Source organism: Roseivivax lentus (assembly GCF_900156805.1).
GTDB lineage: Bacteria > Pseudomonadota > Alphaproteobacteria > Rhodobacterales > Rhodobacteraceae > Roseivivax > Roseivivax lentus.
The window spans coordinates 252,276-278,981 of the sequence record NZ_FTOQ01000002.1; the positions used below are offsets into that span (position 1 = coordinate 252,276).

Sequence of the window (26,706 nt, forward strand, 5' to 3'; positions counted from 1 at the left end):
GTCAGTCGCGCACCGGTTCGTCGGGGATCGAGGCCGAGAGGTCGGCGCGCCACGCGTCGAGACGCTGGGCCAGCGCCGGGTCCTCGTTGGCGAGGATCGCCGCGGCCATCAGCCCGGCATTGGCGGCGCCCGCCGTCCCAATCGCCATGGTCGCCACCGGAAAGCCGCGCGGCATCTGCAGGATGGAATAAAGGCTGTCGACCCCCGAAAGCGCGCGGGTCTGGACCGGCACGCCGATCACCGGCACGCGGGTCTTCGACGCCATCATGCCGGGCAGATGTGCGGCGCCGCCGGCCCCCGCGATGATGACCTTGAGCCCGCGGTCCACGGCGGTCCGGCCGTAATCCCAGAGGCGATCCGGTGTGCGGTGCGCCGAGACGATGCGCGCCTCATAGGGGATGTCGAGGGCCTCCAGCATGGCGGCGGCTTCCTGCATCGTCGGCCAGTCCGACTGGCTGCCCATGATCAGGCCGACTTTCACCGCGCTCGCATCCATCATCTGTCCCTCGCATCTTGCGATGCCGGGTTAGCCCGGCGCGCGGGCTTACGCAATGATGTCGGGAAACAGCCGGTCCTCGATATAGGCGATCATGTCCTTGAGCTGCAGCTTGCGCTTCTTCAGCCGCTGGATGGTCAGGGCGTCCGAGGTCCCGCGATCCTGCAGGGCGCGGATCGCCTCGTCGAGGTCGCGATGCTCGCTTTTCAGGACCTGAAGCTCGACCTTGAGCACCTCGTCGGATTTCATCGAGATGTCGCTGAAGGCGTTCATTGGATATCCCCGGCCAGATTGCTGTGCGCGGCCCAAAAATAGCCAATTTGCGGTGATAGGCCTAGCCCCAATACGCGCGCGGGGCACTTGCAAGCGGCAGAATGTGCTCCCATATTTCGACCGAAGGCCGCCGTAACGGGGCCCGACCTTGACGATCGCTTGCGAAAAGGATGCGTCGATGACGAAGATGACCTTGGGGTCTCATCCCCACATGCTGGGCTTCGAACAGCTCGAGCGCCTTCTGGAACGGACCGCGAAGTCCTCAGAGGGCTATCCGCCCTACAATATCGAACGCACGGCGGACGATGCCTATCGCATCACGCTGGCCGTTGCGGGCTTCGCCGAGGCGGACCTGTCGATCACCGTGGAGGACCGGCAACTCGTGGTGCGCGGCCGCCAGTCCGAGGACGATCACGGGCGGGTCTACCTGCATCGCGGCATCGCCGCGCGGCAATTCCAGCGCAGCTTCGTGCTCGCGGATGGTGTCGAAGTTGGCGAGGCGGTGCTCGAAAACGGGCTCCTGCATGTCGATCTGACCGTCGCGCGGCCCGAGCCGGTGGTTCAAAATATCCAGATCAAACGGGGATGAGCAGATGAATACAGCTTTCGATTTCTCCAAGTTCGAACAAGGCCGCACGGTCTATATCCGGCCCGTGAAGGTGGCCGACCTGCCCGAGGACATGCGCCAGCATGCAGGCGGCAGCGAAGAGCTTTACGCGGTGCACGCCTCCGACGGAGAGCGGCTGGCGCTGGTGAAGGAACGCAACCTCGCCTTCATCCTGGCCCGTCAGAACGACATGAGCCCGGTCACGGTGCACTAAGGCTCCGATCGCGTCGGCGCAGAGCCGTCCCGCGGGGTGCAGCGACAGTTTCGTGGTCGACCGGACCAACGGGCCGTTGCGCGTCGTCTACACCAAGGGGCGCTTCAAGGGGCCGTCATGCCGTTTGCGTTGACGCTGGGGTCGATCCGTCTCTGCACGCGCCATCCTGAAGCACCGACAAAAAAGGCCCCCTGGCTTGGCAGGGGGCCTTCTTCGTTACCGGCGCCGGGGATCAATCCGCGGCGATCAGGCCCATCGATTCGAGCTTCAGCAGCACCTGGTGGGCGCAATTGTCCACGACGGTGCCTTCGGTCTCGACGCGCAGCTCGGGGTCCTTCGGCACGTCATAGGGATCGGAGATCCCGGTGAATTCCTTGATCTTGCCCTCGCGCGCGAGCTTGTAGAGGCCCTTGCGGTCGCGGCGCTCGCATTCCTCGAGCGAGGTTGCCACGTGCACCTCGACGAAGGCGCCGTATTGCTCGATCTCCTCGCGCACCGCGCGGCGGGTGGCCGCATAGGGCGCGATAGGCGCGCAGATGGCGATGCCGCCATTCTTGGTGATCTCGGAGGCGACATAGCCGATGCGGCGGATGTTCAGGTCGCGGTGCTCTTTCGAGAAACCCAGCTCGGAGCTGAGGTTCTTGCGGACGATATCGCCGTCCAGAAGCGTCACCGGACGCCCGCCCATCTCCATCAGCTTGACCATGAGCGCGTTGGCGATGGTCGATTTGCCGGAGCCGGAGAAGCCGGTGAAGAAGACCGTGAAGCCCTGTTCGGAACGCGGCGGCGAGGTACGGCGCAGCTGCTGGACCACCTCGGGGAAGGAGAACCAGTCGGGGATCTCGAGCCCTTCGCGCAGGCGGCGGCGCAGCTCGGTGCCCGAGATATTGAGGATGGTGACGTTGTCCTTGTCCTCGATCTCGTCGATCGCCTCGTACTGGGCGCGCTCCTGCACGTAGACCATGTGTTTGAAATCGACCATCTCGATGCCGATCTCGTCCTGGTGCTGGCGGAACAGGTCCTGCGCGTCATAGGGGCCGTAGAAATCCTCGCCCTGCGAGTTCTTGCCCGGGCCCGCATGGTCGCGGCCGACGATGAAATGCGTGCAGCCGTGATTGGCGCGGATCAGCCCGTGCCACACCGCCTCGCGGGGGCCCGCCATGCGCATGGCGAGGTTCAGAAGGCTCATCGTGGTGGTGGCGTTCGGGTACTTGTCGAGCACCGCCTCGTAGCAGCGCACGCGGGTGAAGTGATCGACATCGCCGGGCTTGGTCATGCCGACGACGGGGTGAATGAGCAGGTTGGCCTGCGCCTCGCGGGCGGCGCGGAAGGTCAGTTCCTGGTGCGCGCGGTGCAGCGGGTTGCGGGTCTGGAAGGCCACGACCTTGCGCCAGCCGAGTTTGCGGAAGCGCGCGCGCAGCTCGTTCGGCGTGTCGCGGGTGGCGCGGAAATCGTAATGGGTGGGGGGCTGGATGCCGGTGACCGGCCCGCCGAGATAGACCTTGCCCGCCTGGTTGTGCAGGTAGTTGACCGCCGGATGCGCGTCGTCATCGGCGCCGAAGACCTTCTCGGCCTCGCGGGCCTTGTTCGGCACCCATTTGTCGCTGACCGTCATGGTGGCGAGGATCACGCCTTCCTGGTCGCGCAGCGCAATGTCCTGGCCCTTCTCGATGGTCTCGGCGAATTCCTCTGAGACATCGAGCGTGATCGGAATGGGCCAGAGCGACCCGTCGGCGAGGCGCATGTTCTCCACGACGCTGTCGTAATCGGCCTCGCTCAGGAAGCCTTTCAGCGGCGAGAAGCCACCGTTCATCAGAAGCTCGAGGTCGCATATCTGGCGCGGGGTCAGGTCCCAGCTGACCAGATCGCCGGCCTCGACCTTCAGCTTCTGGGCGCTGTCATAGGAGACGTAGAGTTCGGGAAGGGGGGCAAGATTGTTCTGCATGAGACTGGTCCTGGTGACGATTGGAACGAATTGGCTGTGAGTGCCGGTCAACTCAGCGTGGAGCGCGTCGAACTCGGCGAACTTGCGCGCGAGGAAGCGGTCCGACAGGCGGGCCTTCTCGGACGCGCCGCGCAGGGTGAGGGAATAGGCGAAGCGCTGCCGCTTGTCGGGGCCGCTGCGCGCGGAGATGCTGACGAGCCCGGCCTCGGTGACCGCGCGGAGATAGGTGTTGAGCCGTCCCAGCGATATCCCGAGCGCCTCCGCGATGGCCCGCTGCGACGCCTCAGGCGCGCGGTCGAGCTGGCGGAGCAGGCGGAAGAGCTGATCCTCGTCCGGCAGGCTCGGTGTTGCGGGCAAAGCGGTCATTTTCGGGACCCGGGTCAAGGTGTGTTCAGCGCTGAACACATTTCACAGGATGCGGTTTCGGAAAACCCCAAATCGGGAGGCGACGCGGGATGTTGCCGATTTGCAGCGTTGCCCCGCGTAGCCGGCGCCGCACTCATCTGCGATGAACGGAGCCAGATCGGCGCGCGCTCAGACCGGACAGGGGTGAACGGCGCCCGGTTGCAGCACACCGCGCCAGGAAAACAGGACCGCGTTGCGGAGGTCGGGTCTGAGGCGGGGCGGGTAGAGGAACCCCGCATGGCCTTCGGCGCGCAGGCGGTCCGCAAGCGTCCAGGTCGGCGGCACGCGCCCTGTCATGCGATCGTGGTCCCAGCGGTGGCGGGTAACGCGATCCGTGATCTCTGGCAGGGATGGGCCGGACCAGAGAAGTTCGACCAGCACGCGCGGGGGATCGTCGGGCCGGCGGTACCGGGTGATCGATGCGCGTGCAGCCTCTGGCGAAAGCCCCGCATAGAGCGCGGGCTGGCCGTCGTGGTGGAACCGACCCTCGGGCGCCTGGACAGCTTCAAGCGCGGCCTCTGCGCGATCCGCGAACAGGATGCGGAAGAGGCGCAGCGGATCACTCCGCCGCGCTGTCGACCGGGGCACCATAGCCCAGGGGTTCGGTCTGGTCCTTGCCCTCGTCGAGGTCCTGTTCGGCGAGCCAGCGCTCGGCCTCGAGCGCGGCCATGCAGCCCATGCCCGCCGAGGTCACGGCCTGGCGGTACTTGTGATCGGTCAGATCGCCCGCGGCGAAGACGCCCGGGATCGAGGTCTCGGTCGAATCGGGCTTGGTCACCACGTAGCCGCCCATATGGGTCTCGAGCACGTCCTTCACCAATTCGTTCGCGGGCGCGTGGCCGATGGCGACGAAGACGCCCTTGGCCGGGATTTCGGTGATCTCGCCGGTCTCCACATGCTTGACGCGCACGCCCTCGACGCCGAGCGGGTTCTCGGTGCCCACGACCTCGTCGAGCTGGTGATGCCAGAGCGTTTCGATCTTGGGGTTCTTGAACAGCCGGTCCTGCAGGATTTTCTCCGCGCGCAACTCGTCGCGGCGGTGGATCAGCGTGACCTTGGAGGCGAAATTGGTCAGGAACAGCGCCTCTTCCACGGCGGTGTTGCCGCCGCCGATCACCACGATCTCCTGCCCGCGATAGAAAAAGCCGTCGCAGGTGGCGCAGGCCGACACGCCGAAGCCCTTGAACTTCTCTTCCGAGGGCAGGCCCAGCCACTTCGCGCGCGCGCCCGTCGCGAGGATCAGCGAATCCGCCAGATAGGTCGTGCCGCTGTCGGAATGGGCCACGAAGGGGCGCTGATCGAAGTCGATCTTCGTGATGATGTCGCCGATGATCTCGGTGCCCATGGCGCGCGCATGGGCCTCCATGCGGACCATGAGGTCGGGGCCCTGCACCTCGGTGTCGCCGGGCCAGTTCTCGACCTCGGTGGTGGTGGTGAGCTGTCCACCGGGCTCGATGCCCTGCACGAGGATCGGCTCCAGCATGGCGCGGCTGGCATAGACGCCGGCAGTGTACCCGGCCGGTCCCGAGCCGATGATGAGAACCTTGGTGTGCTTGGTCTCGGACATGGAAAAGGCCTCCGGCGCGCGCGTTGCTATCTGGGTCACAGCGCATATACGCATCCCGAAGGCCCGGTGCAAACCCCGCGCAGCCCTTCGCGCGACAGGCCTTGCGGCGCTTCCTTTTGCAAGATAATTGCCCGTGCGCGACATAATGTTGCGCTCGACGCGCTTGATGCTATAACAATCCCAAATTCAGCAGGGAGCACGATAATGCCCAGCCACAGGCTCGATCCGATCGACCGCAAAATTCTGGCCGAGTTGCAGGCGGATGGGCGCATGACCAATGTCGAGCTCGCGAAGCGCGTGGGCATCTCCGCGCCGCCCTGTCTGCGCCGGGTCCGCGCGCTGGAGGAGCAGGGCTTTATCCGGGGATATCATGCCGATGTCGATCCCCGGTCGCTGGGCTTCGAGGTGCAGGTCTTCGCCATGGTCGGGTTGCAGAGCCAGGCCGAGGGCGACCTGTCGGCCTTCGAGGCGCGCTGCCGCGACTGGCCGCTCGTGCGCGAATGCCACATGCTGAACGGCGAGGTCGACTTCATCCTGAAATGCGTCTCGCCGGATCTCTCGACCTTCCAGACCTTCCTCACGAGCGAGCTTCTGACCGCGCCCAATGTGGGCAGCGTGAAGACATCGCTGGTGATCCGGGGCGCCAAGGACGAACCGGGCGTGCCCTTCGAGGTGCTCGAGGAACGGCTGTCACGCAGCGCCTGAGCGGCGCTGCCGGACCCGGGTCAGGCGGTCAGGCGCAGAGCCGCTGCGCCGCATCGCGCGAGGTGCGCGGATAGCTCAGCTCACCAAGATCCGACAGGCGGGTGATGTTCGGGAAGAGCGACAGGAACGTCTCCATCCGGTCCGCGCCGAGGCTGCGGCGCAGCCCGGGGCCGGGGTGATAGCTTTCCAGTTCCATACCGCCGATCTTCAGCACGCCGTGGCGGCGCAGGCCGACATGGAACATCTGCACCGATCCGCCGGGCTGGATCGGGATGATCCGTTCGCCATCGGCGAAATCCGCCAGCGGTACGAAGACGGCATCGTGGCCGATCACGGACCGGAAGGCGTCGCGCCGGACGAGCACCCGGGCCGAGGGGCCAAAGATCATGTCGCTTGCGGGGGATTCGAGGCCGAACGCCGCGGCGGTGACGCGGTAAAGCGTGGTGAGGATGCTGTCGCTGTCCTCGACGCGGGGCACGTAATTGGTCGAGCCGATCCAGTGGATGGGTTCCGATCCGTTCGCGGTCTGGATGTAGTCGCCCGGCAGCAGGTCCTCCACCGCGACGGGGCCGCCGACGGTCTGGAACAGCGTGCCGCGCGCGAAGGCGGAGCCCGCCTCCTCGAAGATCGGGTCGGCGGGGGCTGTGCGGGAGATATTGTGAATTGAGAGGTCGGGCAGTAGCGCGGCGGCCTCGTATTTGCGCATGAGCGAGAGAGTGCGCCGAGGCCGCCCAGCCGGACGAGCAAACTGGTCCTGCGGGACCCGAAGTGAGCGTGGTGCGTCGGCGCCCGGGAGCGCCTGGTGGAGACTGGCCATGTGATCACCCCTTACCAGGTTGGTCACATCCGTGCTGGCCCCCACCAACAACGACGAACGGACGGTACAACTTCGTTCCATGCAATAACGCCACAATCGGCCTGCTGGGTCAAAAAAAGAAACGGATTGGAGGCGGTGCGCCGTCCAATCCGTCATGTCGGGGTAGTTTGTTCCCGGTCCGCGATCAGTCCTGCCACATTTGCCGGGCGGGGCGATCCGAATCGGCGGCTCAGGCGCGCTGCTGCATCGCGGGCTTGCCGTCGCGGCGGGCGATCATCGCCGCACGGGCGGCGCCGCGCTGCCAGGGCATCTGGGTCTCGCATTCTTTCGCGGCCTTGAGAACGGACTTGATGAAGCGGCGCTGGGGCTTGGCGGGAAGGGTCATGGTCTGTGTTCCTTTGGGCATCGTGTTTGTCTGCTCGGTATCCTGCGATCCGTTAACCTTAACATCACCGCGTATTGGGGCGGCGATTGGACCGGTTCGGGACAATTTGACGAAAACCGTCTTTTTCGCGCGGGGCCGCGCCCGGGCGGCGATTGTTCGCAAAGCAAGGACAATCCGCGTCCTGCGCCCCGGTTGATGCGGGCAATTGCGACGAAAAAGCGGCGGGTCAGAGGCGGATGGCGGACATCAGGCGTCCGTAATCGGCCTCTTTCGCATGGGTCGCGCGGCGGTAGGAAAAGAACCGGTCGGGATCGGCATAGGTGCAATGCCGCGTCCATTCGGCGCTCACCCCCGCCTGCCGCAGCCGGTGAAGGCCGAAGGCGGGCAGGTCGAAATGCATCCGGTCGCCCGCGCCGCCTGCGAAGAAGCGCACGTATTCGGGATCCTCGGCGACGAAGGCCTCGAGGAAGTCCGGCCCGACCTCGTAATTGCGCTGGCTGATCGTCGGGCCGATCACCGCGCGGATCGCGTCGCGCCGGGCGCCGAGGGCGATCATCGCATCGACCGTCGCTTCCAGCACGCCGGCCAGCGCCCCGCGCCAGCCCGCATGGGCGGCGCCGATCACGCCCGCTTCGGCATCGGCGAAGAGGATCGGCTGGCAATCGGCGGTCAGCACCCCGATCGCCACGCCCGGAGTTGCGCTGACCATGCCGTCGGCGCGCGGCAGCGGGCCGGAAAGTGGGCCTTTGACGGTCACCACCTCGGCGGAATGGCATTGATGGACCGTGGTCACGCCGGTCTCGGGCACCGCCATGGCGGCGGCGACGCGTTCGCGGTTGATGCGCACCATCTCGGATTGATCGGACGACCCGGTTCCGCAATTCAGCCCCGCGAACACCCCCGACGACGCGCCGCCGCGCCGCGAAAAGAAGCCGTGTCGCAGCGGCGAAAGCGTATCAGACGTGATGATATCGAGCGTCATGTGTCCAGTCCGGGCGGAAGCTTGGCCGCGCTATGTACGATTCCCATCACCTTGAAGAGTGAGCCCATTTCATCGGGGTGGGTCAACCGGCGATGCGCGGCGATGTGGCTCTCGAGGGCCGGGCCGGACAACCGGCGGGCCAGCGCCTGGGCGCGGGCGGTGATGCCCAGCCGCTCGAGGAACACGCCCTGCGGGACGGGGGTGCTGGCGCGGGCGGGCCGCGCGGCCCCGGCAAGGGCCGCGAAATCCACATGGGCGGTCAGGTCCGCCGCCCCCGGCGTATCGAGCGGGGACACCTTTTCGTGTCCGTGCACCGCCTGGAACGTATCGCCGAGGCTCGGCCCGTCGCCGTAATCGACCACGAGGCCCGCGCCGCCCCGGGCCTCGATCCGGTGGCCGAGCTCGGCCATCGCGCCTTGGGCGGCATGGCCGATTTCGACCAGATCGCCCTCTTCCGTGTCGTCCATCCGGTGGGCGAGGTCGGGTCGCGCCGCGCGCTCGCCCAGCCCGAAGGTCAGGTCGTCGCCGTCGAGCCCGATCACCCGCTCGCGCCAGCCCGGCCCGTTGCGCAGGAATTGCCGCACCGGCAGCGCGTCGAAGAATTCGTTTGCCACGAAAAACAGCGGCGCCTCGGGCAGATCGCCGATCGCGTTCACCCAGTCGGCAGGATGCGCGCGCAGCGTTTCGCGCTGGCGCAGGCGCAGGGTGGGCGAGGCCTCGACCAGCGTGACGTGCGCCGCGTCGTGAAAGCCCGGCACCGCCGCCGTCGCGCGCAAGAGATCGGCCATGAGGGTGCCGCGCCCGGGGCCGAGCTCGGCCAGAACGAAGTGGGCAGGCGCGCCCTGATCCTGCCAGCTCTGCGCGAGGGCGAGGCCCAAGAGCTCGCCGAACATCTGGCTGATCTCGGGCGCGGTGGTGAAATCCCCGCCCGCGCCCAGCGGATCGCGCGTGGCGTAATAGCCGAAGCGCGGATGGTGCAGGCAATGGGTCATGTATTCCGCGATGGACATCGGGCCCTCGGCGGCGATGCGCATGCGCAGAAGATCGGTGAGGCTCATGCCTGCGCGGTCGCGGGCTGGGGGCGGGCGCGCAGCACCAGCCAGAGCCCGAGCGCGATCATCGGCAGCGACAGGATCTGGCCCATGGTCAACCCGTATCCACCGAAGTGAAGCGCGAGGCCGAGGGGGTTCTCGGCGCTCACGAATTGTGCATCGGGCTGGCGGACGAACTCCACCAAGAAGCGTGCAAGGCCATAACCCGCCGCGAAGAGGCCGGTCGCGCGGCCGGGCGCGCGCAGGGCGCCGCGCCGGAAGGCGAGCCACAACAGGACCGCGCCGAGGAGCAGCCCCTCGAGGGCCGCCTCGTAGAGTTGCGACGGATGGCGCGCGCAGATCTCGCCCACGGGCTGCCCGCAGGCCTGCGCCAGATCGCCCGGGAAGATTACGCCCCAGGGCAGATCGGTCGGGCGGCCCCAAAGCTCGGCATTGATGAAATTCGCGATCCGGCCCAGCAGGAGGCCCGGTGCCGTCGCGATGGCCAGCATGTCGGCGGTGGACAGGACGCTGGCGCCGATCTTGCGGCAATAGAGCAGAAGCGCGCCCGCCACCCCCGCAAGCCCGCCATGGAAGGACATGCCGCCCTGCCAGACGAACAGGATCTCCACGGGGTTCGCGAGATAATAGGCGGGCTGGTAGAACATCACGAAGCCGAGCCGCCCGCCGATTATCACGCCGAGGATGATCCAGGTCAGAAAATCCTCGACCTGCAGCCGGGTCATGGGCGGCGTCGCGGCGGGCCAGAGCGCGGGGCGGTCGATGGCGGCCAGCGCGATGCGCCAGCCGATCAGGATGCCCGCGATATAGGCCAGCGCATACCAGCGCAGCGCGAATTCGAAGCTGCCCAGCGAGATCGAGAAGATCTCGGGCGAGATATCGGGAAAGGGAAGCGCGCCTGTCATGCCGCCCGAGAGGCCATGGCGCGGGCGCAGAGTCAACCTTGAGACATCCGGCCCGCGGCGCCATATAGAAGGCAACCCTGAAGGAGACAGCCATGCAGACCCGCAACAAGGTATTCGACGATCTGAGCCAGCTCATGACCAACGCCATGGGCGTGGCGCAGGGCGCGAAGACCGAGGCCGAGACCGCGATGAAGTCGATGATGGACCGCTGGCTCGCCGATCGCGACTTCGTGACCCGCGAGGAATTCGACGCCGTGCGGGCCATGGCCCAGAAGGCGCGCGAGGAGAACGAGGCGCTGAAGGCCCGGCTCGACGCGATGGAGGAGGGGCAGGGCTGAGCCTGCCCCGACGCTCTTGCCCCCTGACGGTCTGAGCCATTGAGAACCGGCGCGGCCGCCTGAACGGGGCCGCGGGCTCTCGGTCAACCGCCCTCAGACGAACTGTCCGACGATCCGCCCGGCGATCCATGCGGCGCCCGCGGCCACCGATCCGATGCCGAGCGTCTGCGCCCCGGCCCACCACCAGTGCGCGCGGGTGAAGATGCTCTTGAGCGCGCCGATCGCGAAGAACGCGCAGCCGGTGCCGAAGATCGACACCTCCCACGCGGCCTCCAGCCCGACGATGAACGGCAAAAGCGGAATCACCCCGGCGATCACGAAGGCCGCGAAGGTCATCGCGGCGGCGGCGCCCGGATCGACCGGATCGGCGGGCGCGGACGGGCCGCGTCCCCCGGCTTCGTTCTCGGCCTGGGTGCCGGTGAAATTCCCCAGCGCCATGGAGATGCCGTCCGCGATCAGGTTGGCGGTGCCGAGGATCAGGATCACCGACGTCGGCAGCCCCGCGCCCTGAACGCCGGCGACCACGGCAAAGGTGGTCACCGCCCCGTCGAAGCCGCCATAGACCATGTCGCGCAGGTGATACCGGAAAAAGCCGTGCAGACGCGCGTTCCGGGCCTTGTTCAATGTCCCCGGCTGGCCATGTTGCGCGCCTTGGCGGCGTGGGATTGCGCGCAGTCGCGGCATTCGGTGGTGGTCGGGACGGCCAGCAGCCGCTCGGGCGAGATATCGCCGCCGCAGACCCGGCAGATGCCATATTCGCCCGCCTTGATCCGTTCGAGCGCGGCGTCGATGGCGCGGATCTCGCGCAGGCCGACCGCGCCCAGCTTCTCGGCGACATCGCGGTGCTCGGTCTGGATAGCCTGATCCTCCATGTCCCGGTCGAGCACGCGGTCGAGTTCCCGGTCGATCTGCGTGGTGCGGGCCAGAAGCTCGGCCCGCCAGGTCTGCAGGCGTTCGATCTGCGGGGCCCAATCGTGTTGGCCGGTCTGTGTCATGGGATGCCTCCGTTGAAGGGCTAGTTGGGACGCAGACGAGCATAGGTGCGCGGTGGCAGGCTCGGCGTTGATCCACGTCAATCGGCGCTTTTGCGCGGACCGGGATCGCCCGGGGCGGGAAAGCCGCTCAGTCCCCGGCGCCGGGCCCCGCGTCGTATTCCAGCAGATCGCCCGGCTGACAGTCCAGCTCCCGGCAGATCGCCTCCAGCGTATTGAAGCGCACGCCCCGCACCTTGCCCGACCTCAGCAGCGACAGGTTCTGTTCGGAGATGCCGATCCGCGCGGACAGCTCGCGCGAGGTCATCTTCCGCCGCGCCAGCATGACGTCCAGCCGCACGATGATGGGCATCTCAGATCACCTCCCGATGATCTTGCCAAAGCTCCGCGCCGAGCGCGAAGGCATGCGCCATGAAGCTCGCCATGAGGGCCGCGAAGGCGACCGAGATCTGCGGCGTGCCGAAGGCCACGCTCAGGGTCCGTTCGCCCTCGGGCAATCCCCAGGTCGCGGTTGCGGATGCGATGGGCTGGGACACCAGCCCCCAGGCCAGCATGGCCCAGAGCAGGCGGGCCACCCGGCGGGCGCTCCGCGCCGCGGCTGCCGGATTGCCTGCGGCCAGCTGCCCGAACAGCCCGCGCGCGACGATCAGAAGCGCGATCCAGACGCCGACATGGATCGCCACGTGCGCGATCAGCAGCCAGGCCTGCCCATGGGTAAGCGCGACCCCGTCATAGCCGCCCTGCCAGGCGATGCCCCGCGCCATGTCGAGCGGGTTGGCGATGCCCGCCGCCAGCCCGATCAGGGCCAGCGCCACCAGCAGGAAGGTGGCCGCCAGCATCACGCGTTCGAGCCGCCGCGCGGCGGACAGGGTGTCTCGAGCGTCGATCATGTTTTCGCTTTCTTGACGTAATAATTAATGCAAAACATTAAATCATGATATCGAATCATTCAATAGGTGATCCAATGACCAAGGCCTTTTCCCTTCCCCTTCCGGCGCTTCTTGCGCTGGCATTATCGGCGTCGGCCTGTACGACGATGACGCCCGCGGGCCTGATCGCGGCGTCGCGGCTCGATCCGCTCAACACGCCCCCGTCCGAAATCGCCGTTGCCGTCGGTGTGCCCGAAACCCTGCGGCTCGCCGATGGCGACGCGGAATTCCGCATGGCGTTCCGGGGCGGCAGCGCGGCCTCGACGATCCTGCTGGAGGAGGTTGCGGAACTGCGGCTCGCCCCGGCGGGGCAGGCGGAGCCGCAACCGAATGCGACGGACGAGACCGTCTATGTCGCGCGGATCGCGCCCGAAGACACCGCGCGGATCGCCGCCCTGCAAGCGGAGATCCGCACGCTGCGCGAGGCCGGGACGGACGGCGCCGGAACGCTGAACATCCGGGTGGTCGGCGGGTGTTATGTCGGCGCCGCGCCCGCGTCGATCATGGTCAGCACATGGCTTCAGACCGCGCCCGCCGACGGCTTTGTTCCGCTGACCCGCCGGCAGGGCATGGTCCGGGCCCTCGGCGCGCGCGATGCCGCGATGCTGCTGGCGGAGCTTACGCCCTGCGACGCGGACGACTAGGCGGTCATTGCGCCCATGCGCTGGGCTCCGATCGCCGGAGATTGAAAAAATTTCGCCGCGCCTGTCCAATTCCGCGCGGCCCCTGCGTCATGGAGGTGAAAGCACCCGACGCTTTCGCAACCAAGGGGAAGACCGGACCGCGACACCGACGAAAAACCTAAGGGGGCAGCGGCCCCTTGGTGGCGGTGCGGGTCGCGACGGCCGGTGGGAGCCCCGAATCGAACAGGAGACCCTGATGAAGTACACATTTCTGCTCTACTCCGACCCGACCGGCTTTGCCGGGCTGACCGAAGAGGATTGGGCGCGCGAAAAGGAGGTCTACGGCGCCTATATCGGGGCGCTGAAGGCGGCCGGGATCTTCGTCTCGACCGACTGGCTGCAACCGGTCGCGACCGCCACCACGCTCAGCACCCGGGACGGCAAGACCCGGATCGAGGACGGGCCCTTCGCCGAGACCGTGGAGACGCTGGGCGGCTATTTCGTCGTCGATCTGCCCGATCTCGATGCGGCGATCGCCTGGGCCGAAAAATGCCCCGCGGCACAATACGGCAAGGTGGAAATCCGCGCGACCGCCATGGGCGATGGCTGATCTCGGGGCAGGGCCCGCGGCGATCCCGCGGGCCATTGCGGAAGCGCGCGTGGCCCAGGTCGCGCGCGCCAGCTACGGGCGGCTGGTGGGCATCCTGTCGGCCCCGGCGGGCGACATCGCCGGGGCGGAGGACGCGCTGTCCGAGGCGCTGCAGGCGGCGCTTGTCACCTGGCCCGGCTCCGGCGTGCCGGACAATCCCGAGGGCTGGCTTGTGCGCGTGGCGCGCAACCGGATGACCGACGCGCATCGCCGGGCGCTGAAACGCGATCCCCTGCCGGTGGAAGCGCACGCGCTGCCGGTGTCTGGGACCCCCCAAGCCCCGCAAGACGACCCGCGCCTCGCGCTGCTCTTCGTCTGCGCCCATCCCGGCATCGCCGAGGCCGCGCGCGGCCCGCTGATGCTGCAGGCGGTTCTGGGCTTCACCGCGGCGGAGATCGCGCGAGCCTTTGTCGCCTCTCCGGCGGCCATGTCGAAGCTTCTGGTGCGCGCCAAGACGCGGATCAAGGCCAATGCCATGCCCTTCCGGGTGCCCGAAGGGGCGCTCAGGACCGAGCGGCTGCGCGACGTGACCGAGGCGATCTACGGCTGCTACGCGCTGGTCTGGCGCGAGGGGCCGGAGGCGGACGAAATGCAGCGCGAAGCCGTCTTCCTCGCGGACCTGCTGGCCACGGACATGCCCGACGATTCCGAAGTCCTTGGGCTTTCGGCGCTTCTGGCCTTTCTGCATGCGCGCCGGTCCGCGCGGCTTGACGCGGGGCGCTACGTGCCGCTGCCGGACCAGCGGACGGAGCTATGGGATCACGCGCTTATCGCGGCGGCGGAGGCGCGGCTGAGACAGGCCTTCGAGCTTGGCCGTCCCGGGCGGTTCCAGATCGAGGCCGCCATTCAATCCGTCCATGCGGCGCGCGTCCGGACCGGCAAGACCGATCAGACGGCGCTTGCGGCGCTCTATGAGGGGCTCGTCCGCATCGCGCCCACGCTCGGCGCCCAAGTGAGCCGCGCGGCGGTCCTCGGCGCATTGCAGGGCGCGCAGGCCGGTCTGGCGGCGCTCGACATGATCGACGATGCGCGGCTTGCGAGGTTCCAGCCCTACTGGGCGGCCCGCGCCCATCTTCTCGCGCAGGCGGGCGCCGTGACCGAGGCGCGGGAGGCCTATGCCCGGGCCATCGCGCTGACCCACGCGCCGCCCGAGCGCGCCTTCCTCGCCTCGGCGCGCGCCGCTCTCATGCAATCCTGATCCGCACCGCGCGGCATTCTCGAAGGACACAGCCGATGCACGATCTCGCCGCCCGCCGAAGCGCGCTTTCCTTTCTCTGGCTCTCGGTGGCGCTCAACATCGCCTTTGCCGACATCCTCGGGCTCTTCACGCCGGGCGTGCTGGGTCAGGTCATGGACGGCGTGATCGAAGGCGTCGCGCTGTCCGAGCGCCTGATGCTGGTCGCGGCTGTGTTCATCGAGGTGCCCGTCGCGATGATCGTTGCCATGCAGGTGATGCCCCGGCGCGCATGGCGGCCGGTCAATTCTGCCGCCGCCGTCGTGACGGCGCTGTTTGTGCTGGGCGGCGGATCGCTGAAACCCCATTACGTGTTCTTCGCGACCTGCGAAATTCTGGCGCTGTGCGCGATTGTGTGGCTTGTCTGGCGGAGCCCCGCAGCCGAACCGGAACGCATGTGACGCGCAACCTTGGTGCGGGGCGGAACACGGACCGGATCGCGCCCAAGCCCGGCGAATCCCGATACTGAAAAGTCTGGAGATCAGTGGTGAGCCGTGCAGGATTCGAACCTGCGACCCACTGATTAAAAGTCAGTTGCTCTACCAACTGAGCTAACGGCCCACTGGCGCGGTACTTAGAAACAGCGCCTGACAGGGTCAACCCAAAAAATCCGGAAAACCGAAGGGTTGCGCCACGGCCTCTGGAAAGCGGGCGGGCAGGGGCGTATATGCGCGGCCATGATAGAGGCGCATGACAGTTTGGCTTTCATGAAGATGCACGGGCTCGGCAACGACTTCGTCGTGCTGGATGCGCGCGCGCGGGCCATCGAGGTCACGCCGGCCCTCGCGCGGGCGCTGGGGGACCGGCATCGCGGCGTGGGCTTCGACCAGCTCGCGCTCATTGAGGCCCGGGGCACGGGCGATGCGCATCTGACCTTCTACAATGCCGACGGCTCGACCTCGGCGGCCTGCGGCAATGCCACGCGCTGCATCGCCGATTTCCTGATGCGCGAAAGCGGCGCGCTGGCGCTGACGCTGACCACCGATCGCGGCGCCTTGCCGGCGCGGCGGGTCGAGGGCGGCGCGGTGTCGGTGAATATGGGGCCGCCGCAGCTCGATTGGGCCGAGGTGCCGCTGGCCGAAGCCATGGACACGCTGGAACTGCCCATCGAGGGCGCGCCCACCGCGACCGGCATGGGCAATCCGCATTGCACCTTCTTCGTCGAGGATGCCGAGGCCCTTCCGCTCGAGACCTTCGGGCCGCGCTACGAGCATCACCCGCTTTACCCCGAGCGCACCAACGTGCAGGTGGCCCAGATCGTCGGAGAGGATCACATCCGAATGCGTGTCTGGGAACGCGGCGTGGGCGTCACGCTGGCTTCGGGCTCGTCCTCCTGCGCGACCGCGGTGGCGGCGGCGCGGCGCGGCCTGACCGGACGCCGGGTGCGGATCGACCTCGATGGCGGCACGCTCGAGATCGACTGGCGCGAGGACGGCGTCTGGATGACCGGGGGCACCGCGCATGTCTTCGACGGGGTGCTGACACCCGCCTGGCTGGGTCTGAACGCATGACCGCCGCGCCGCCGAAATTCACCACGATGGGGTGCCGCCTCAACGCCTACGAGACCGAGGCGATGAAGCGCATGGCCGAGGATGCGGGCCTGTCGGGCGCGCATGTCATCAATACCTGCGCCGTGACCTCCGAGGCGGTGCGCAAGGCGCGTCAGGAAATCCGCCGCCTGCGCCGCGAGAACCCCGAGGCGCGCATCATCGTCACCGGCTGCGCCGCCCAGACCGAGCCCGAGACCTTCGCCGCGATGGAGGAGGTCGATCAGGTCATCGGCAATTCCGAGAAGATGACCCCCGGCGTCTGGCGCGACATGGCCGCCGATTTCGTGGGCGAGACGGAGCGCGTGCGCGTCAACGACATCATGTCGGTGACCGAGACCGCGACGCATCTCATCGACGGCTTCGGCACCCGCAGCCGCGCCTATGTGCAGGTCCAGAACGGCTGTGATCACCGCTGCACCTTCTGCATCATCCCCTACGGACGCGGCAATTCGCGTTCGGTGCCCGCGGGTGTCGTGGTCGATCAGATCAAGCGGCTGGTGCAGGAAGGCTTCAACGAGGTGGTCCTGACCGGCGTCGATCTGACCTCCTGGGGGGCGGATCTGCCCGCCGGGCCCAAGCTCGGCGATCTGGTCATGCGGATCCTGAAGCTGGTGCCGGATCTGCCGCGGCTACGGATCAGCAGCATCGATTCGATCGAGGTGGACGAAAACCTGATGCAGGCCATCGCCACCGAGAAGCGCCTGATGCCGCATCTGCACCTGTCGCTGCAGCATGGCGACGACCTGATCCTGAAGCGCATGAAGCGGCGGCATCTGCGCGACGACGCGATCCGCTTCTCCGAAGAGGCGCGGAAACTGCGCCCCGAGATGACCTTCGGCGCCGATATCATCGCGGGGTTCCCGACCGAGACCGAGGCGCATTTCGACAATTCGCTGCGGCTGGTGGAGGAATGCGGCCTGACCTGGCTGCATGTCTTTCCCTATTCCCCGCGTCCCGGGACGCCCGCCGCGCGCATGCCGCAGGTCGACGGCCGCGCGATCAAGGACCGGGCCCGCCGCCTGCGGGAAGCCGGTCAGCGCGCGGTGGCACGGCATCTCGCCGCGCAGTCGGGCCGGACCCACAACGTGCTGATGGAGGCCCCCGACATGGGGCGGACGGAGCAGTTCACCGAAGTGCGATTCGCCGTGGCCCGGACCGAGGGGCAGATCGTGCCTGCGACGATCCGCGGCAACGATGGGCAGACGCTGATCGCCTGAGCCATTGCAGCGATCCGCTGCATCCGGCATCAGGGGCGGATGAAACTCGCCACGCAAGCTCTGTTCGTGCACCTGCTGACCGCCACGGGTGCGGTCTTCGCCATGCTGGCTCTCCTCGCCGCGGCGGAGGAGAAATGGTCGATCATGTTCCTCTGGCTCGTCGTGGCCTTCGCGGTGGACGGGATCGACGGCCCGCTCGCGCGGCGCTACCAGGTGTCGGTGAACGCGGCGCGCTTCGACGGCGTGCTGCTGGATCTCATCATCGATTACCTGACTTACGTCTTCATCCCGGCCTTCGCGCTCTTCCAGTCGGGGCTGCTGCCGGGCTGGACGGGATGGTTCGCGATCATCGTCATCACCTACGCCTCGGCGATGTATTTCGCCGACACGCGCATGAAGACCGACGATTACTCGTTCGAGGGCTTTCCGGGCTGCTGGAACATGCTGGTGCTGGTCCTTTTCGCGGTGAAGCCCGCCCTGTGGGTGATCGTGGTGCTGGTGGCGTTGCTGGCGGTGGCGATGTTCCTGCCGCTCAAATTCGTGCACCCGGTGCGCACGGCGCGCTGGCGGGTGCTGACGCTGCCCATCGCGCTGTTCTGGACGGGCTGCGCGGGCTGGGCGGCGTGGTTCGATTTCTATCCCGACAGCTGGGCGATCTGGGGACTCGTGGGAAGCTCGGTCTATCTGCTCGGGGCAGGGATTGCGCAGCAGGTTTTCCTAGCGAAGGGATGAGTGCGGGGCGGGTTTTCCCCGCCCTGATGATCACGACCGCGCGGGGCAGCGGCTGAAGGCCGCCCCCCGGCATAGCGATTTGGTGGCGCCGGGCGCGTCGTGCCTATGACGCGCGGACCTCGGACGACACCGCGCGCCTGTCGGCGGTCCGGATCGCCGTACCGTGGCCCGCCGCTGTGCAGGCGACCGGCTGATCGGGGGCGCCACCCGCCTCAGGCTTTCAAACGATACCCCGTCCGGAACATCCGCCAGGCCACGAGGTTGATCGCCACCGTCGAGACGAGACCGATCGCCAGTCCGAGCGTGGGATCCGCGTCCGAGACCCCGATCATGCCGTAGCGCGCGCCGTCGATGAGGTAGAAGATCGGGTTGAAATAGGTGATCTCGCGCAGGCCCGTGGGCAGCGCCTCGACCGAGTAGAAGGTGCCCGACAGGAACGCCAGCGGGGTGACCACGAAATTGGTGATCGCGGCCATCTGGTCGAACTTGTCGGCGAAGATCGCGGCGACGATGCCGATCCCCGCGAGAAACGCCGCGCCGGTGACGATGAAGACGAGCGCCGTCAGCGGATGCGCGGGCCAGATGCCCAGGATCAGCCCCAGCGCCAGCGCGATCACCACCGCGACGATCAGCCCGCGCGCGATGCCGCCCGCAAGATAGCCCAGCACCATCTCGGCCCCCGAGAGGGGCGGCATCAGCGTGTCGACGATATTGCCCTGCACCTTGGCCACGACGATGGAGGAGGAGGTATTCGCGAAGGCGTTCTGGATCACCGTCATCATCAGGATGCCGGGGGCGATGAAGGTGGTGAAGGGCACGCCCATCACGTCGCCGCGCCGCGGGCCGATCGCGATCGAGAAGATCAGCATGAACAATCCCGCCGTCACCAAGGGCGCCAGCAGGGTCTGGGTCCAGACATTGACGAAGCGCAGAACCTCGCGCTCGGCCAGCGTATAGAGCCCCATCCAGTTGACGCGGCCGAAGCGGCGGGTCCCGTGGGCGGGCGATATCGTGTCGGGCATAAGCTCTCCGGGTTGTTATGTCGGGCGTTGATACTTAGAATAGGGGACGAAGACGAGATGTCAGGCGGCTCTGTCCCAGAGCCGCTTTATTCATTGAGGTGGCCATGTCCTGGACCGACGAACGCGTCGAAACTCTGAAGAAAATGTGGGCCGATGGCCAGTCGGCGAGCCAGATCGCCAAGGAACTGGGCGGCGTCACCCGCAATGCCGTGATCGGCAAGGTGCACAGGCTCGGCCTGTCGAACCGCGCCGGCGCCGAGCCCGCGGAGGCTGCGGCGCCCAAGGCCGAGGCACCGAAGCCCAAGGCCGAACCGAAGGCCGCCAAGCCCGCGCCCGCACCGGCGCCCGAGACCGAGGCGCCCGTGCTCGAGACCAAGTCGGCAAATCCCGGCGCCACCCCGCCGCGTCCCAAGATCATCCCGGCGGGCCAGCCCCTGCCGCCGCAACCCTCGGCCAACGAGATCAGCCCCGAGGCGCTCGCCAAGGTCAACGCGGTCGAGAAGAAGGCCAAGAAGATCACGCTGATGGAGCTGACCGAGCGGACCTGCAAATGGCCGGTGGGCGACCCCGCGACCGAGGATTTCTGGTTCTGCGGCCTGCCGGTGCAACAGGGCAAGCCCTATTGCGAAGCGCATGTGGGCGTGGCGTTTCAGCCGATGTCCTCGCGGCGCGACCGTCGGCGGTAACGTGCCGGACAGGGGCCGCGACCGGGCCGCTCCGGGCGATCGAGTTGAACCCGGACGCGGCGCTGCCATATTGCCCGCATGACCTCGCGTTTCTTGCCTTCCCTGATCTGCGTGGCGCTGCTGGCGCCCGGCGCCGCCTCGGCCCATCCGCATATCTTCATCGACACCGCCTTCGAGCTCCTGCGCGATGCCGAGGGGCGGGCTGTCGCCATTCGGATCGACTGGGCCTATGACGAGTTCTACTCGCTTCTGCTGATCGAGGAGAACGGCCTCGACCGGGACAGCGACGGGCTGCCGGAGCCCGGCCCGCTGGCCGAATATGCCGGACGGGATGTCGATTGGGAGGCCGGTTTCCCGGGCGATTTCGTTCTGGCCGCCGATGGCGTGGCCGTCGCGCTGGAGCGGCCGGTGGATCATGCGGCGCGGTTTGAGGCCGGGCGCATCGTCACCTCGCACACCCGTCCGCTGGCCGAGCCGCTCGATGTCGCTGCGCATCGCGTGACCGCGCAATCCTACGATCCCACCTATTTCGTGGCCTATGACGTGCCGCAGGTGCCGACCGTGTCGGGGCAGCCCGCCTGCGTCTTCACCCGCGAGGCGGCGGATCGCGCCGCGGCTCAGGCGGAATACGGCGACCAGCTGGCCCAGATCGACGCGGGCGACGATCCGTTCGAGGAAATCGAGCTTCCGGATATCGGGGTGATGTTCGCTGACACCTTCGTCCTGTCATGCGCCGCCTCGTCCTGATTTTGCCCGTCGCGCTGGCCGCGGCGCTGGTCTGGGGGCTTGCGACCGGGCAGGACGCGGCGCTGGCGCGCTGGGCCGCCGAGATGCAGCGCGAGTTCCAGAACGCGCTGGCGGGCAATCTGCGCGCCCAACGCAGCGGAACCGCCGGTGCCTTCGCGGCCTTCCTCGCGCTCTGCTTCGGCTACGGCTTCTTTCACGCGCTGGGACCGGGCCACGGCAAGGTGGTGGTCGGCGGTTATGGCGTGGCGCGGCAGGTGCCGGTGCTGCGGCTGTCCCTGATCGCGCTGCTCTCGGCCTTCGCGCAGGCGCTGAGCGCGATCCTGATCGTGCTGGCGGGGCTGTTCCTGCTGAACTGGAGCCGCACGCAGATGACCGACACGGCGACCGACATGATGGTCCCGGTCAGCGGGGCGGCGATCGGACTGGTCGGTCTGTGGCTGGCCTTCCGGGGCGCGCGCGGGGCCTGGCGTAGCTGGCGCCCGCAGGGTGCGGCGGCGGGGCACGATCACGCGGGCTGCGGCCACAGCCACGGCCCGTCCATGTCGGATCTGCGGCGGGCCACGAACCTGCGCGAAGCCGCGGCGCTGATCGTCAGCATCGGCATCCGGCCCTGTTCCGGCGCCATCCTGCTTCTGGTGCTGACCTGGTACATGGGCAATCTCGGCGCGGGCATCCTCGGCACGCTGGCGATGTCGGCGGGCACGGCCGGGCTGACCATCCTCGTCGCGGTGCTGAGCGTGACCGCGCGGGAAAGCACGGCGCTGTCGCTGGGCGAAACCCGCATGGCGCAGGTCGTGGCGCCCGCGCTGGAACTACTGGCCGGAGCGGCGATCATCGCCTTCGGCTGGCAGATGATCGGCTGAGCCTTCGCGGGCGCTGACCACTTCCCCCGGCATCGCCGCTCCGCTATAGCGCGGCCATGGTACAAAATCCGCCCGATCTGCGCCCCGACCTCGCGCGCGCCCGCATCAACGAGACCGCCCGCCCCGGCCAGCCGACCATCGGCATGGTCTCGCTCGGCTGTCCCAAGGCGCTCGTGGACAGCGAACGCATCCTGACGCGGCTCCGGGCCGAGGGCTACGGCATCTCGCCCGATTACCAGGGCGCGGACGCGGTCATCGTGAACACCTGCGGCTTTCTCGATTCGGCCAAGATGGAAAGCCTCGAGGCCATCGGCGAGGCGCTGCGCGAGAACGGGCAGGTGATCGTCACCGGCTGTCTCGGCGCGGAGCCCGATGTCATCACCGGCGCGCATCCGACCGTGCGGGCGGTGACCGGACCACACCAATACGAGCAGGTGCTCGACGCGGTGCATGGCGTCGTGCCGCCGTCGCCGGACCCGTTCGTGGATCTGCTGCCCGCGACGGGCGTGTCGCTCACGCCGCGGCATTACAGCTATCTCAAGATCGCCGAGGGCTGTAACCACAGCTGCAAGTTCTGCATCATCCCGGACATGCGCGGGCGGCTCGTCTCGCGGCCCCATCGCGCGGTGATGCGCGAGGCCGAGAAGCTGGTCGAGGCCGGCGTCCGCGAGCTTCTGGTCATCAGCCAGGACACCTCGGCCTACGGCACCGACTGGAAGGAGCGTGAGGCGAAGTTCCCGATCCTCGATCTCGCGCGCGATCTCGGCAGTCTCGGGGCATGGGTGCGGATGCATTACGTCTACCCTTACCCGCATGTGCGCGAGATGATCCCGCTGATGGCGGAAGGCGGCGTGCTGCCTTATCTCGACATCCCGTTCCAGCATGGGCATCCGGATGTGCTCAAACGCATGGCGCGGCCCGCGGCCTCGTCGCGGACGCTCGACGAGATCGCGGCCTGGCGCGCGGCCTGCCCCGACATCACGCTGCGCTCGACCTTCATCGTGGGCTATCCGGGCGAGACCGAGGCGGAGTTCGAATACCTGCTCGACTGGCTCGAGGAGGCGCAGCTCGACCGGGTGGGGTGTTTCCAGTACGAAAACGTCGCGGGCGCGCGGTCGAACGATCTGCCGGATCACGTCGCCCCCGAGGTCAAGGAGGCGCGCTGGGCGCGGTTCATGGAAAAGGCCCAGGCCATTTCGGAGGCGAAGCTTGCGGCCAAGGTGGGCCGCGAGATGGAGGTCATCGTCGATCTCGTCGAAGACGACGCCGCCACTTGCCGGACCAAGGCCGACGCGCCCGAGATCGACGGCAATCTCTTCATCGACGCGGGCCACGAGGGCCTGAGCCCTGGTGATATCGTCCGCGTCCGCGTGGACGAGGCGGGCGAATACGACCTCTGGGGACAACTTTCGTGAATCGATTCGGAGCGAATCGGCTTTTGTGTTAAGAGGTAGGTGTTTTCATCGGTAACCGGGCGCAAGACGGGATGCGCGCATCGGGATGGACCGGCCTCAGGACCCCTTGGTTCGCTGCCTCGAAAAGCTTGGTCGCCCCTCTCGAAGTCCCGCACGCGCCGCCTTTTCAAATGGACGTTTGAGCACCTTCAGGGCGCCTCCGTAACCGGGGGCGCCTTTTCGCGCGCGGGGGTCTTGTCAATGGCCGGCCCCGGCGGCAGGAGGAGGCATGGCCAAGCTCTATTTCATGTATTCCACGATGAACGCGGGCAAGTCGACGCTGCTGCTGCAGGCCGCGCATAACTACGAGGAGCGGGGCATGTCGGTCCTGCTGCTGACCGCGCATGTGGATGGCCGGGCGGGACCGGGACGGATCGGCAGCCGGATCGGGCTGGGGCGCGATGCGGAGACCTTCGCGCCCGAGGACGATCTTTTCGCGCGGCTCGGGGCGCGGCAGGCGGCGGGGGCGCTGGCATGCGTCTTCGTCGACGAGGCGCAGTTCCTGACCGAGCCCCAGGTTTGGCAATTGGCGCGCGCGGCGGATGACCTCGGTCTGCCGGTGATGTGCTACGGGCTCCGGGTGGATTTCCGGGGCCGGCTCTTTCCGGGCTCGGCCACGCTTCTGGCGCTGGCGGACGATCTGCGGGAGGTGCGCACGATCTGCCATTGCGGGCGCAAGGCGACTATGGTGGTGCGGCAGGATGCGGCGGGCGCGGTCCTGCGCGAGGGCGCGCAAGTGCAGATCGGCGGCAACGAGACCTATCTGAGCCTCTGCCGCCGGCATTGGCGCGAGGCGGTCGGCGCGGAGTGAGACGTGGGGCGCGGCGGAGAAGGCCGGATCGACGGCCTTGGGCCGCCGATCCGGCGAGAGGCCAGCCTCTCGCGCTCTCCGGAGGTATTTTCGGTCCGGCCGTGACAGCGGCGTGGCGCGGCTTACCGGGCGTGGGACACGCGGGGAATGCGCGGGTTCAGGCCCGCTCGACGAGCACCGATCCCACCGAATAGCCCGCCCCGAAGGAGCAGATCACGCCGCGATCGCCGGGGGCGAGATCGCCGGAATGCTTCGCGAAGGCGATGATCGAGCCCGCCGAGGAGGTGTTGGCGTAATCCTGCAGGATGTTCGGCTGTTCCTCGGGCGCCGGCGTGCGGCCCATCACCTTCTTGCCGATGAAATCGTTCATGGTCTTGTTGGCCTGGTGCAGCCAGACCCGCTTGAGATCCTCCGACGCCCAGCCCGCATCGGCCATATGCGCCGCGATATGGGCGGAGACCATGGGCAGCACTTCCTTGAAGACCTTGCGGCCGTTCTGCATGAACTGCATGTCGCGGCGATCCTCCATCGCGTCGCGGGTGCGGCGCAGAAAGCCGTTGTTGTTGCGGATATTGTTGGAGAACTCCGTCGCGCAGCGGGTGGACTGGACGAGGAAATGCGGCCCCGTCGCATCCTCGGCGCGTTCCAGCAGCACCGCGGTCGCCACGTCGCCGAAGATGAAATGGCAATCGCGGTCGCGCCATTCGAGGTGGCCCGAGGTGACTTCGGGCGAGATCACCAGCGCCTTGCGCACCGAGCCCGAGCGGATCATGTCGGCGGCCGCGTGGATGCCGAAGGTCGCCGAGGAACAGGCGACGTTCATGTCGAAGGCGAACCCGCCCGCGCCGAGCGCCTTCTGGATCTCGATGGCGATGGCGGGATAGGCGCGTTCGAAATTCGAGGCCGCGCAGATCACGAGGTCGACCTCCGCGCCGTCGCGCCCGGCCTGCGCCAATGCGGTGCGCGCCGCGTCGAGGCCGATCTCGGCCATCAGCGACAGCTCGTCATCGCTGCGTTCGCGCAGGCGCGGATACATCCGGTCGGGATCGAGCACACCCGCCTTGTCGATCACGTAGCGCTGTTCGATGCCCGAGGCGGACAGGATGAATTCCGAGGAGGAATAGGGCTTGGCCTCCACGTCCCCGGCGGCGATCGCATCGGCATTGGCGGCGTTGAAGCGGTCCGCATGGGCATTGAAGGCCGCGACCAGTTCGTCGTTGGTGACGACCTCATCGGGGGTGAAGACACCGGTGCCGGTGATCGCGGGGTGATGCATGGGAGCCTCCGTTTGCGTGGCGCAGGGCATATTGACTTGGGGTCAGGCCCGCAAGTCCGACGCGGCGTTCAATGCATGCGCGCGCCGTCCGGCACCGGGCGGTCGGGCGCCAGCAGAACGATGGCGCCGTCACCGTCCGCGCAGCCGAGGGTCAGCACCTCGGACATGAAGGGGCCGATCTGGCGGGGGGCGAAATTCACCACCGCCATGACCTGCCGCCCGATCAGCGCCTCGGGCGCGTAATGCTCGGTGATCTGGGCCGAGCTCTTCTTTTCGCCGATCGCGGGGCCGAAATCGATCCAGAGCTTGATCGCGGGTTTGCGGGCCTCGGGGAAGGGCTCGGCGCGGATGATCGTGCCCGCGCGGATGTCGACGCGCAGGAAATCGCCGAAGCTCGCCGCGGTCATTGGCCGAGTTCGCGCGACCGCGCCGCCGCGGCCTTCACCGTGGCGCGCATCAGCGGCGGAAGCCCGGTCTCGTCGTTCATCAGCACATCGAGCCCCGCCTGGGTCGTGCCGTTGGGCGAGGTCACGTTCTCGCGCAGCGTGCCCGGATCGGTGCCGGTCTGCTGGGCCAGCGCCCCGGCGCCCGCAACGGTCGCGCGCGCCAGCGCGAGCGCCAGGTCCGGGGCGAGGCCCTCGGCCTCGCCGGCGGCGGCGAGGCATTCGATCATGTGGAAGACATAGGCCGGGCCCGATCCCGAAACGCCGGTCACCGCATCCATCTGCGCCTCGTCCTCGAGCGTCACCACCTCGCCCACCGCCGAAAGCAGCAGATCGGCCTGCGCGTAGTGATCCTCGGTCGTGTGGGCATTGCCGATGATCGCGGTGATGCCCTGGCCCACCGCGGCGGGCGTGTTGGGCATGGCGCGGATGACCGGCGTCGCCTCGCCCATCAGCGCTTCGTATTTCGCGATGGGCACCCCGGCCGCGACTGACAGGAAGAGCGTGGTGCCGTTGCCCATGCCCTGCAGTCCGGGCAGCGCGTCGTTCATCATCTGCGGCTTGACTGCCACCAGCACGATGGCGGGGCTGTCGGGCAGGGCGGTGTTGAGATGCACGCCCGTGCCCTTGAGCCAGGCCGAGGGCGCGGGGTCCCGCACGGTCACGCTTTCGGGCGGCAATCCGCGATTGAGCCAGCCTTCCAGCATCGCCGAGCCCATCTTGCCGCAGCCCAGCAGGACGAGGCCGCGTTTCGCGATTTCGGTGTCTTTCATGCGCAAGCTCCTCT

34 protein-coding genes and 1 tRNA gene are annotated in these 26,706 nt (G+C 67.8%); 16 read left to right on the forward strand and 19 right to left on the reverse strand.

Translation table 11 applies throughout. The features are described 5' to 3' along the window. Position 1: 1 nt before the first annotated feature. A complete protein-coding gene (gene purE / locus BW990_RS04720; protein WP_076445538.1) occupies positions 2 to 496 on the reverse strand; it encodes a 5-(carboxyamino)imidazole ribonucleotide mutase in 495 nt (164 codons plus the stop codon). Positions 497 to 544: 48 nt separating this feature from the next. After that, on the reverse strand, positions 545 to 769 hold the full coding sequence (locus BW990_RS04725) for a YdcH family protein (protein ID WP_076445539.1): 225 nt from the start codon (positions 767 to 769) through the stop codon (positions 545 to 547). A 178-nt stretch (positions 770 to 947) separates the two neighbouring features. On the opposite strand from BW990_RS04725, the gene BW990_RS04730 reads away from it, so the two are divergent. Together BW990_RS04730 and BW990_RS04735 are read left to right on the forward strand one after the other, a co-directional pair. After that, positions 948 to 1,358 (forward strand): Hsp20 family protein, encoded by a 411-nt coding sequence (locus tag BW990_RS04730; protein ID WP_076445541.1) that lies wholly within the window; start codon positions 948 to 950, stop codon positions 1,356 to 1,358. 4 nt (positions 1,359 to 1,362) lie between these two features. Then, entirely contained in the window at positions 1,363 to 1,590 is a 228-nt protein-coding gene (locus BW990_RS04735; protein WP_076445543.1) for a DUF1150 family protein, read from the forward strand. A 232-nt stretch (positions 1,591 to 1,822) separates the two neighbouring features. On the opposite strand, the gene BW990_RS04740 is transcribed toward BW990_RS04735, so the two are convergent. The 3 genes from BW990_RS04740 to trxB form a co-directional block, all read right to left on the reverse strand. Then, positions 1,823 to 3,901 carry a bifunctional sulfate adenylyltransferase/adenylylsulfate kinase gene (locus BW990_RS04740; RefSeq protein WP_076445545.1) on the reverse strand — a complete coding sequence of 693 codons (2,079 nt, stop codon included), beginning with the start codon at positions 3,899 to 3,901 and terminating at the stop codon, positions 1,823 to 1,825. A gap of 168 nt (positions 3,902 to 4,069) precedes the next feature. Next, positions 4,070 to 4,531 (reverse strand): RES family NAD+ phosphorylase, encoded by a 462-nt coding sequence (locus BW990_RS04745; RefSeq protein WP_076445547.1) that lies wholly within the window; start codon positions 4,529 to 4,531, stop codon positions 4,070 to 4,072. Further along, a complete protein-coding gene (gene trxB, locus BW990_RS04750; protein WP_076445548.1) occupies positions 4,500 to 5,507 on the reverse strand; it encodes a thioredoxin-disulfide reductase in 1,008 nt (335 codons plus the stop codon). Before trxB ends, BW990_RS04745 begins: the two co-directional genes overlap by 32 nt. Positions 5,508 to 5,711: 204 nt before the next feature. Between trxB and BW990_RS04755 the strand changes: the two genes are divergently transcribed. Beyond that, positions 5,712 to 6,212: an Lrp/AsnC family transcriptional regulator gene (locus BW990_RS04755; RefSeq protein WP_076445550.1), complete on the forward strand. Its 501-nt coding sequence runs from the start codon at positions 5,712 to 5,714 to the stop codon at positions 6,210 to 6,212. A 28-nt stretch (positions 6,213 to 6,240) separates the two neighbouring features. Here BW990_RS04755 and BW990_RS04760 read toward each other — a convergent pair whose 3' ends face one another. From BW990_RS04760 to lgt, 5 genes are all read right to left on the reverse strand, one after another. After that, positions 6,241 to 6,918, reverse strand: coding sequence for a Hint domain-containing protein (locus tag BW990_RS04760; RefSeq protein WP_076445551.1), 678 nt, complete (start codon positions 6,916 to 6,918; stop codon positions 6,241 to 6,243). Between the two features lie 340 nt (positions 6,919 to 7,258). Continuing rightward, complete coding sequence (locus tag BW990_RS22050; RefSeq protein ID WP_200798014.1) at positions 7,259 to 7,414, reverse strand: hypothetical protein; 156 nt, start codon at positions 7,412 to 7,414, stop codon at positions 7,259 to 7,261. Positions 7,415 to 7,640: 226 nt separating this feature from the next. Next, the gene (gene pgeF / locus BW990_RS04765) at positions 7,641 to 8,396 is read right to left on the reverse strand and encodes a peptidoglycan editing factor PgeF (RefSeq protein ID WP_076445553.1); all 756 of its coding nucleotides are present in this window, start codon (positions 8,394 to 8,396) and stop codon (positions 7,641 to 7,643) included. Next, positions 8,393 to 9,454 (reverse strand): class I SAM-dependent methyltransferase, encoded by a 1,062-nt coding sequence (locus tag BW990_RS04770; protein ID WP_076445554.1) that lies wholly within the window; start codon positions 9,452 to 9,454, stop codon positions 8,393 to 8,395. Before BW990_RS04770 ends, pgeF begins: the two co-directional genes overlap by 4 nt. Then, positions 9,451 to 10,353 (reverse strand): prolipoprotein diacylglyceryl transferase, encoded by a 903-nt coding sequence (gene lgt / locus BW990_RS04775; RefSeq protein ID WP_076446344.1) that lies wholly within the window; start codon positions 10,351 to 10,353, stop codon positions 9,451 to 9,453. The genes BW990_RS04770 and lgt overlap by 4 nt, the downstream gene beginning before the upstream one ends. Positions 10,354 to 10,445: 92 nt before the next feature. Between lgt and BW990_RS04780 the strand changes: the two genes are divergently transcribed. Further along, positions 10,446 to 10,691 (forward strand): accessory factor UbiK family protein, encoded by a 246-nt coding sequence (locus tag BW990_RS04780; protein ID WP_076445556.1) that lies wholly within the window; start codon positions 10,446 to 10,448, stop codon positions 10,689 to 10,691. Between the two features lie 93 nt (positions 10,692 to 10,784). Here the strand turns inward: BW990_RS04780 and BW990_RS04785 are convergent, their stop codons facing one another. The 4 genes from BW990_RS04785 to BW990_RS04800 all read right to left on the reverse strand — a co-directional run bounded on the left by BW990_RS04785 (position 10,785) and on the right by BW990_RS04800 (position 12,573). Further along, positions 10,785 to 11,315, reverse strand: a complete 531-nt coding sequence (locus BW990_RS04785; RefSeq protein WP_234990164.1) for a VIT1/CCC1 transporter family protein — start codon at positions 11,313 to 11,315, stop codon at positions 10,785 to 10,787. Then, positions 11,312 to 11,686 carry a TraR/DksA family transcriptional regulator gene (locus tag BW990_RS04790; RefSeq protein ID WP_076445557.1) on the reverse strand — a complete coding sequence of 125 codons (375 nt, stop codon included), beginning with the start codon at positions 11,684 to 11,686 and terminating at the stop codon, positions 11,312 to 11,314. Before BW990_RS04790 ends, BW990_RS04785 begins: the two co-directional genes overlap by 4 nt. A gap of 127 nt (positions 11,687 to 11,813) precedes the next feature. Then, positions 11,814 to 12,035 carry a helix-turn-helix domain-containing protein gene (locus tag BW990_RS04795; protein WP_076445559.1) on the reverse strand — a complete coding sequence of 74 codons (222 nt, stop codon included), beginning with the start codon at positions 12,033 to 12,035 and terminating at the stop codon, positions 11,814 to 11,816. Between the two features lies 1 nt (position 12,036). Further along, positions 12,037 to 12,573: a hypothetical protein gene (locus tag BW990_RS04800; protein WP_076445560.1), complete on the reverse strand. Its 537-nt coding sequence runs from the start codon at positions 12,571 to 12,573 to the stop codon at positions 12,037 to 12,039. 146 nt (positions 12,574 to 12,719) lie between these two features. On the opposite strand from BW990_RS04800, the gene BW990_RS04805 reads away from it, so the two are divergent. The 4 genes from BW990_RS04805 (at position 12,720) to BW990_RS04820 (ending at position 15,519) form a co-directional block, all read left to right on the forward strand. Beyond that, entirely contained in the window at positions 12,720 to 13,256 is a 537-nt protein-coding gene (locus BW990_RS04805) for a hypothetical protein (protein ID WP_143526082.1), read from the forward strand. Positions 13,257 to 13,491: 235 nt separating this feature from the next. Beyond that, entirely contained in the window at positions 13,492 to 13,845 is a 354-nt protein-coding gene (locus tag BW990_RS04810) for a YciI family protein (RefSeq protein WP_076445564.1), read from the forward strand. Positions 13,846 to 13,894: 49 nt separating this feature from the next. Further along, entirely contained in the window at positions 13,895 to 15,082 is a 1,188-nt protein-coding gene (locus BW990_RS04815) for an RNA polymerase sigma factor (RefSeq protein WP_200798015.1), read from the forward strand. A gap of 35 nt (positions 15,083 to 15,117) precedes the next feature. Next, the gene (locus BW990_RS04820) at positions 15,118 to 15,519 is read left to right on the forward strand and encodes a DUF6326 family protein (RefSeq protein WP_076445569.1); all 402 of its coding nucleotides are present in this window, start codon (positions 15,118 to 15,120) and stop codon (positions 15,517 to 15,519) included. Positions 15,520 to 15,603: 84 nt separating this feature from the next. Here BW990_RS04820 and BW990_RS04825 read toward each other — a convergent pair. Continuing rightward, a tRNA-Lys gene (locus tag BW990_RS04825) sits at positions 15,604 to 15,679 on the reverse strand. A gap of 146 nt (positions 15,680 to 15,825) precedes the next feature. On the opposite strand from BW990_RS04825, the gene dapF reads away from it, so the two are divergent. The 3 genes from dapF to BW990_RS04840 are packed head-to-tail and all read left to right on the forward strand — an operon-like array spanning position 15,826 to position 18,617. Further along, positions 15,826 to 16,629: a diaminopimelate epimerase gene (dapF, locus tag BW990_RS04830; protein ID WP_407690124.1), complete on the forward strand. Its 804-nt coding sequence runs from the start codon at positions 15,826 to 15,828 to the stop codon at positions 16,627 to 16,629. Beyond that, on the forward strand, positions 16,626 to 17,885 hold the full coding sequence (mtaB, locus tag BW990_RS04835) for a tRNA (N(6)-L-threonylcarbamoyladenosine(37)-C(2))-methylthiotransferase MtaB (protein WP_076445574.1): 1,260 nt from the start codon (positions 16,626 to 16,628) through the stop codon (positions 17,883 to 17,885). Before dapF ends, mtaB begins: the two co-directional genes overlap by 4 nt. 39 nt (positions 17,886 to 17,924) lie before the next feature. Next, positions 17,925 to 18,617 carry a CDP-alcohol phosphatidyltransferase family protein gene (locus BW990_RS04840; RefSeq protein WP_076445576.1) on the forward strand — a complete coding sequence of 231 codons (693 nt, stop codon included), beginning with the start codon at positions 17,925 to 17,927 and terminating at the stop codon, positions 18,615 to 18,617. A 212-nt stretch (positions 18,618 to 18,829) separates the two neighbouring features. Here the strand turns inward: BW990_RS04840 and BW990_RS04845 are convergent, their stop codons facing one another. Beyond that, on the reverse strand, positions 18,830 to 19,639 hold the full coding sequence (locus BW990_RS04845; RefSeq protein ID WP_076445578.1) for an ABC transporter permease: 810 nt from the start codon (positions 19,637 to 19,639) through the stop codon (positions 18,830 to 18,832). 104 nt (positions 19,640 to 19,743) lie between these two features. On the opposite strand from BW990_RS04845, the gene BW990_RS04850 reads away from it, so the two are divergent. The 5 genes from BW990_RS04850 to BW990_RS04870 all read left to right on the forward strand — a co-directional run bounded on the left by BW990_RS04850 (position 19,744) and on the right by BW990_RS04870 (position 24,200). Then, on the forward strand, positions 19,744 to 20,325 hold the full coding sequence (locus tag BW990_RS04850) for a GcrA family cell cycle regulator (RefSeq protein WP_076445580.1): 582 nt from the start codon (positions 19,744 to 19,746) through the stop codon (positions 20,323 to 20,325). Positions 20,326 to 20,403: 78 nt separating this feature from the next. Beyond that, positions 20,404 to 21,072, forward strand: coding sequence for a DUF1007 family protein (locus BW990_RS04855; RefSeq protein WP_076445581.1), 669 nt, complete (start codon positions 20,404 to 20,406; stop codon positions 21,070 to 21,072). Then, positions 21,054 to 21,935: a nickel/cobalt transporter gene (locus tag BW990_RS04860; RefSeq protein ID WP_076445583.1), complete on the forward strand. Its 882-nt coding sequence runs from the start codon at positions 21,054 to 21,056 to the stop codon at positions 21,933 to 21,935. Before BW990_RS04855 ends, BW990_RS04860 begins: the two co-directional genes overlap by 19 nt. A 56-nt stretch (positions 21,936 to 21,991) precedes the next feature. Next, positions 21,992 to 23,350 carry a 30S ribosomal protein S12 methylthiotransferase RimO gene (gene rimO, locus BW990_RS04865; protein WP_076445585.1) on the forward strand — a complete coding sequence of 453 codons (1,359 nt, stop codon included), beginning with the start codon at positions 21,992 to 21,994 and terminating at the stop codon, positions 23,348 to 23,350. Between the two features lie 268 nt (positions 23,351 to 23,618). After that, positions 23,619 to 24,200 carry a thymidine kinase gene (locus BW990_RS04870; protein ID WP_076445586.1) on the forward strand — a complete coding sequence of 194 codons (582 nt, stop codon included), beginning with the start codon at positions 23,619 to 23,621 and terminating at the stop codon, positions 24,198 to 24,200. 157 nt (positions 24,201 to 24,357) lie between these two features. Here BW990_RS04870 and BW990_RS04875 read toward each other — a convergent pair whose 3' ends face one another. The 3 genes from BW990_RS04875 to proC form a co-directional block, all read right to left on the reverse strand. Continuing rightward, positions 24,358 to 25,476 (reverse strand): beta-ketoacyl-ACP synthase III, encoded by a 1,119-nt coding sequence (locus BW990_RS04875; protein ID WP_076445588.1) that lies wholly within the window; start codon positions 25,474 to 25,476, stop codon positions 24,358 to 24,360. Between the two features lie 68 nt (positions 25,477 to 25,544). Next, entirely contained in the window at positions 25,545 to 25,883 is a 339-nt protein-coding gene (locus BW990_RS04880; RefSeq protein ID WP_076445590.1) for a tRNA-binding protein, read from the reverse strand. Continuing rightward, positions 25,880 to 26,692, reverse strand: coding sequence for a pyrroline-5-carboxylate reductase (gene proC / locus BW990_RS04885; RefSeq protein WP_076445592.1), 813 nt, complete (start codon positions 26,690 to 26,692; stop codon positions 25,880 to 25,882). The genes BW990_RS04880 and proC overlap by 4 nt, the downstream gene beginning before the upstream one ends. Positions 26,693 to 26,706 lie beyond the last annotated feature (14 nt).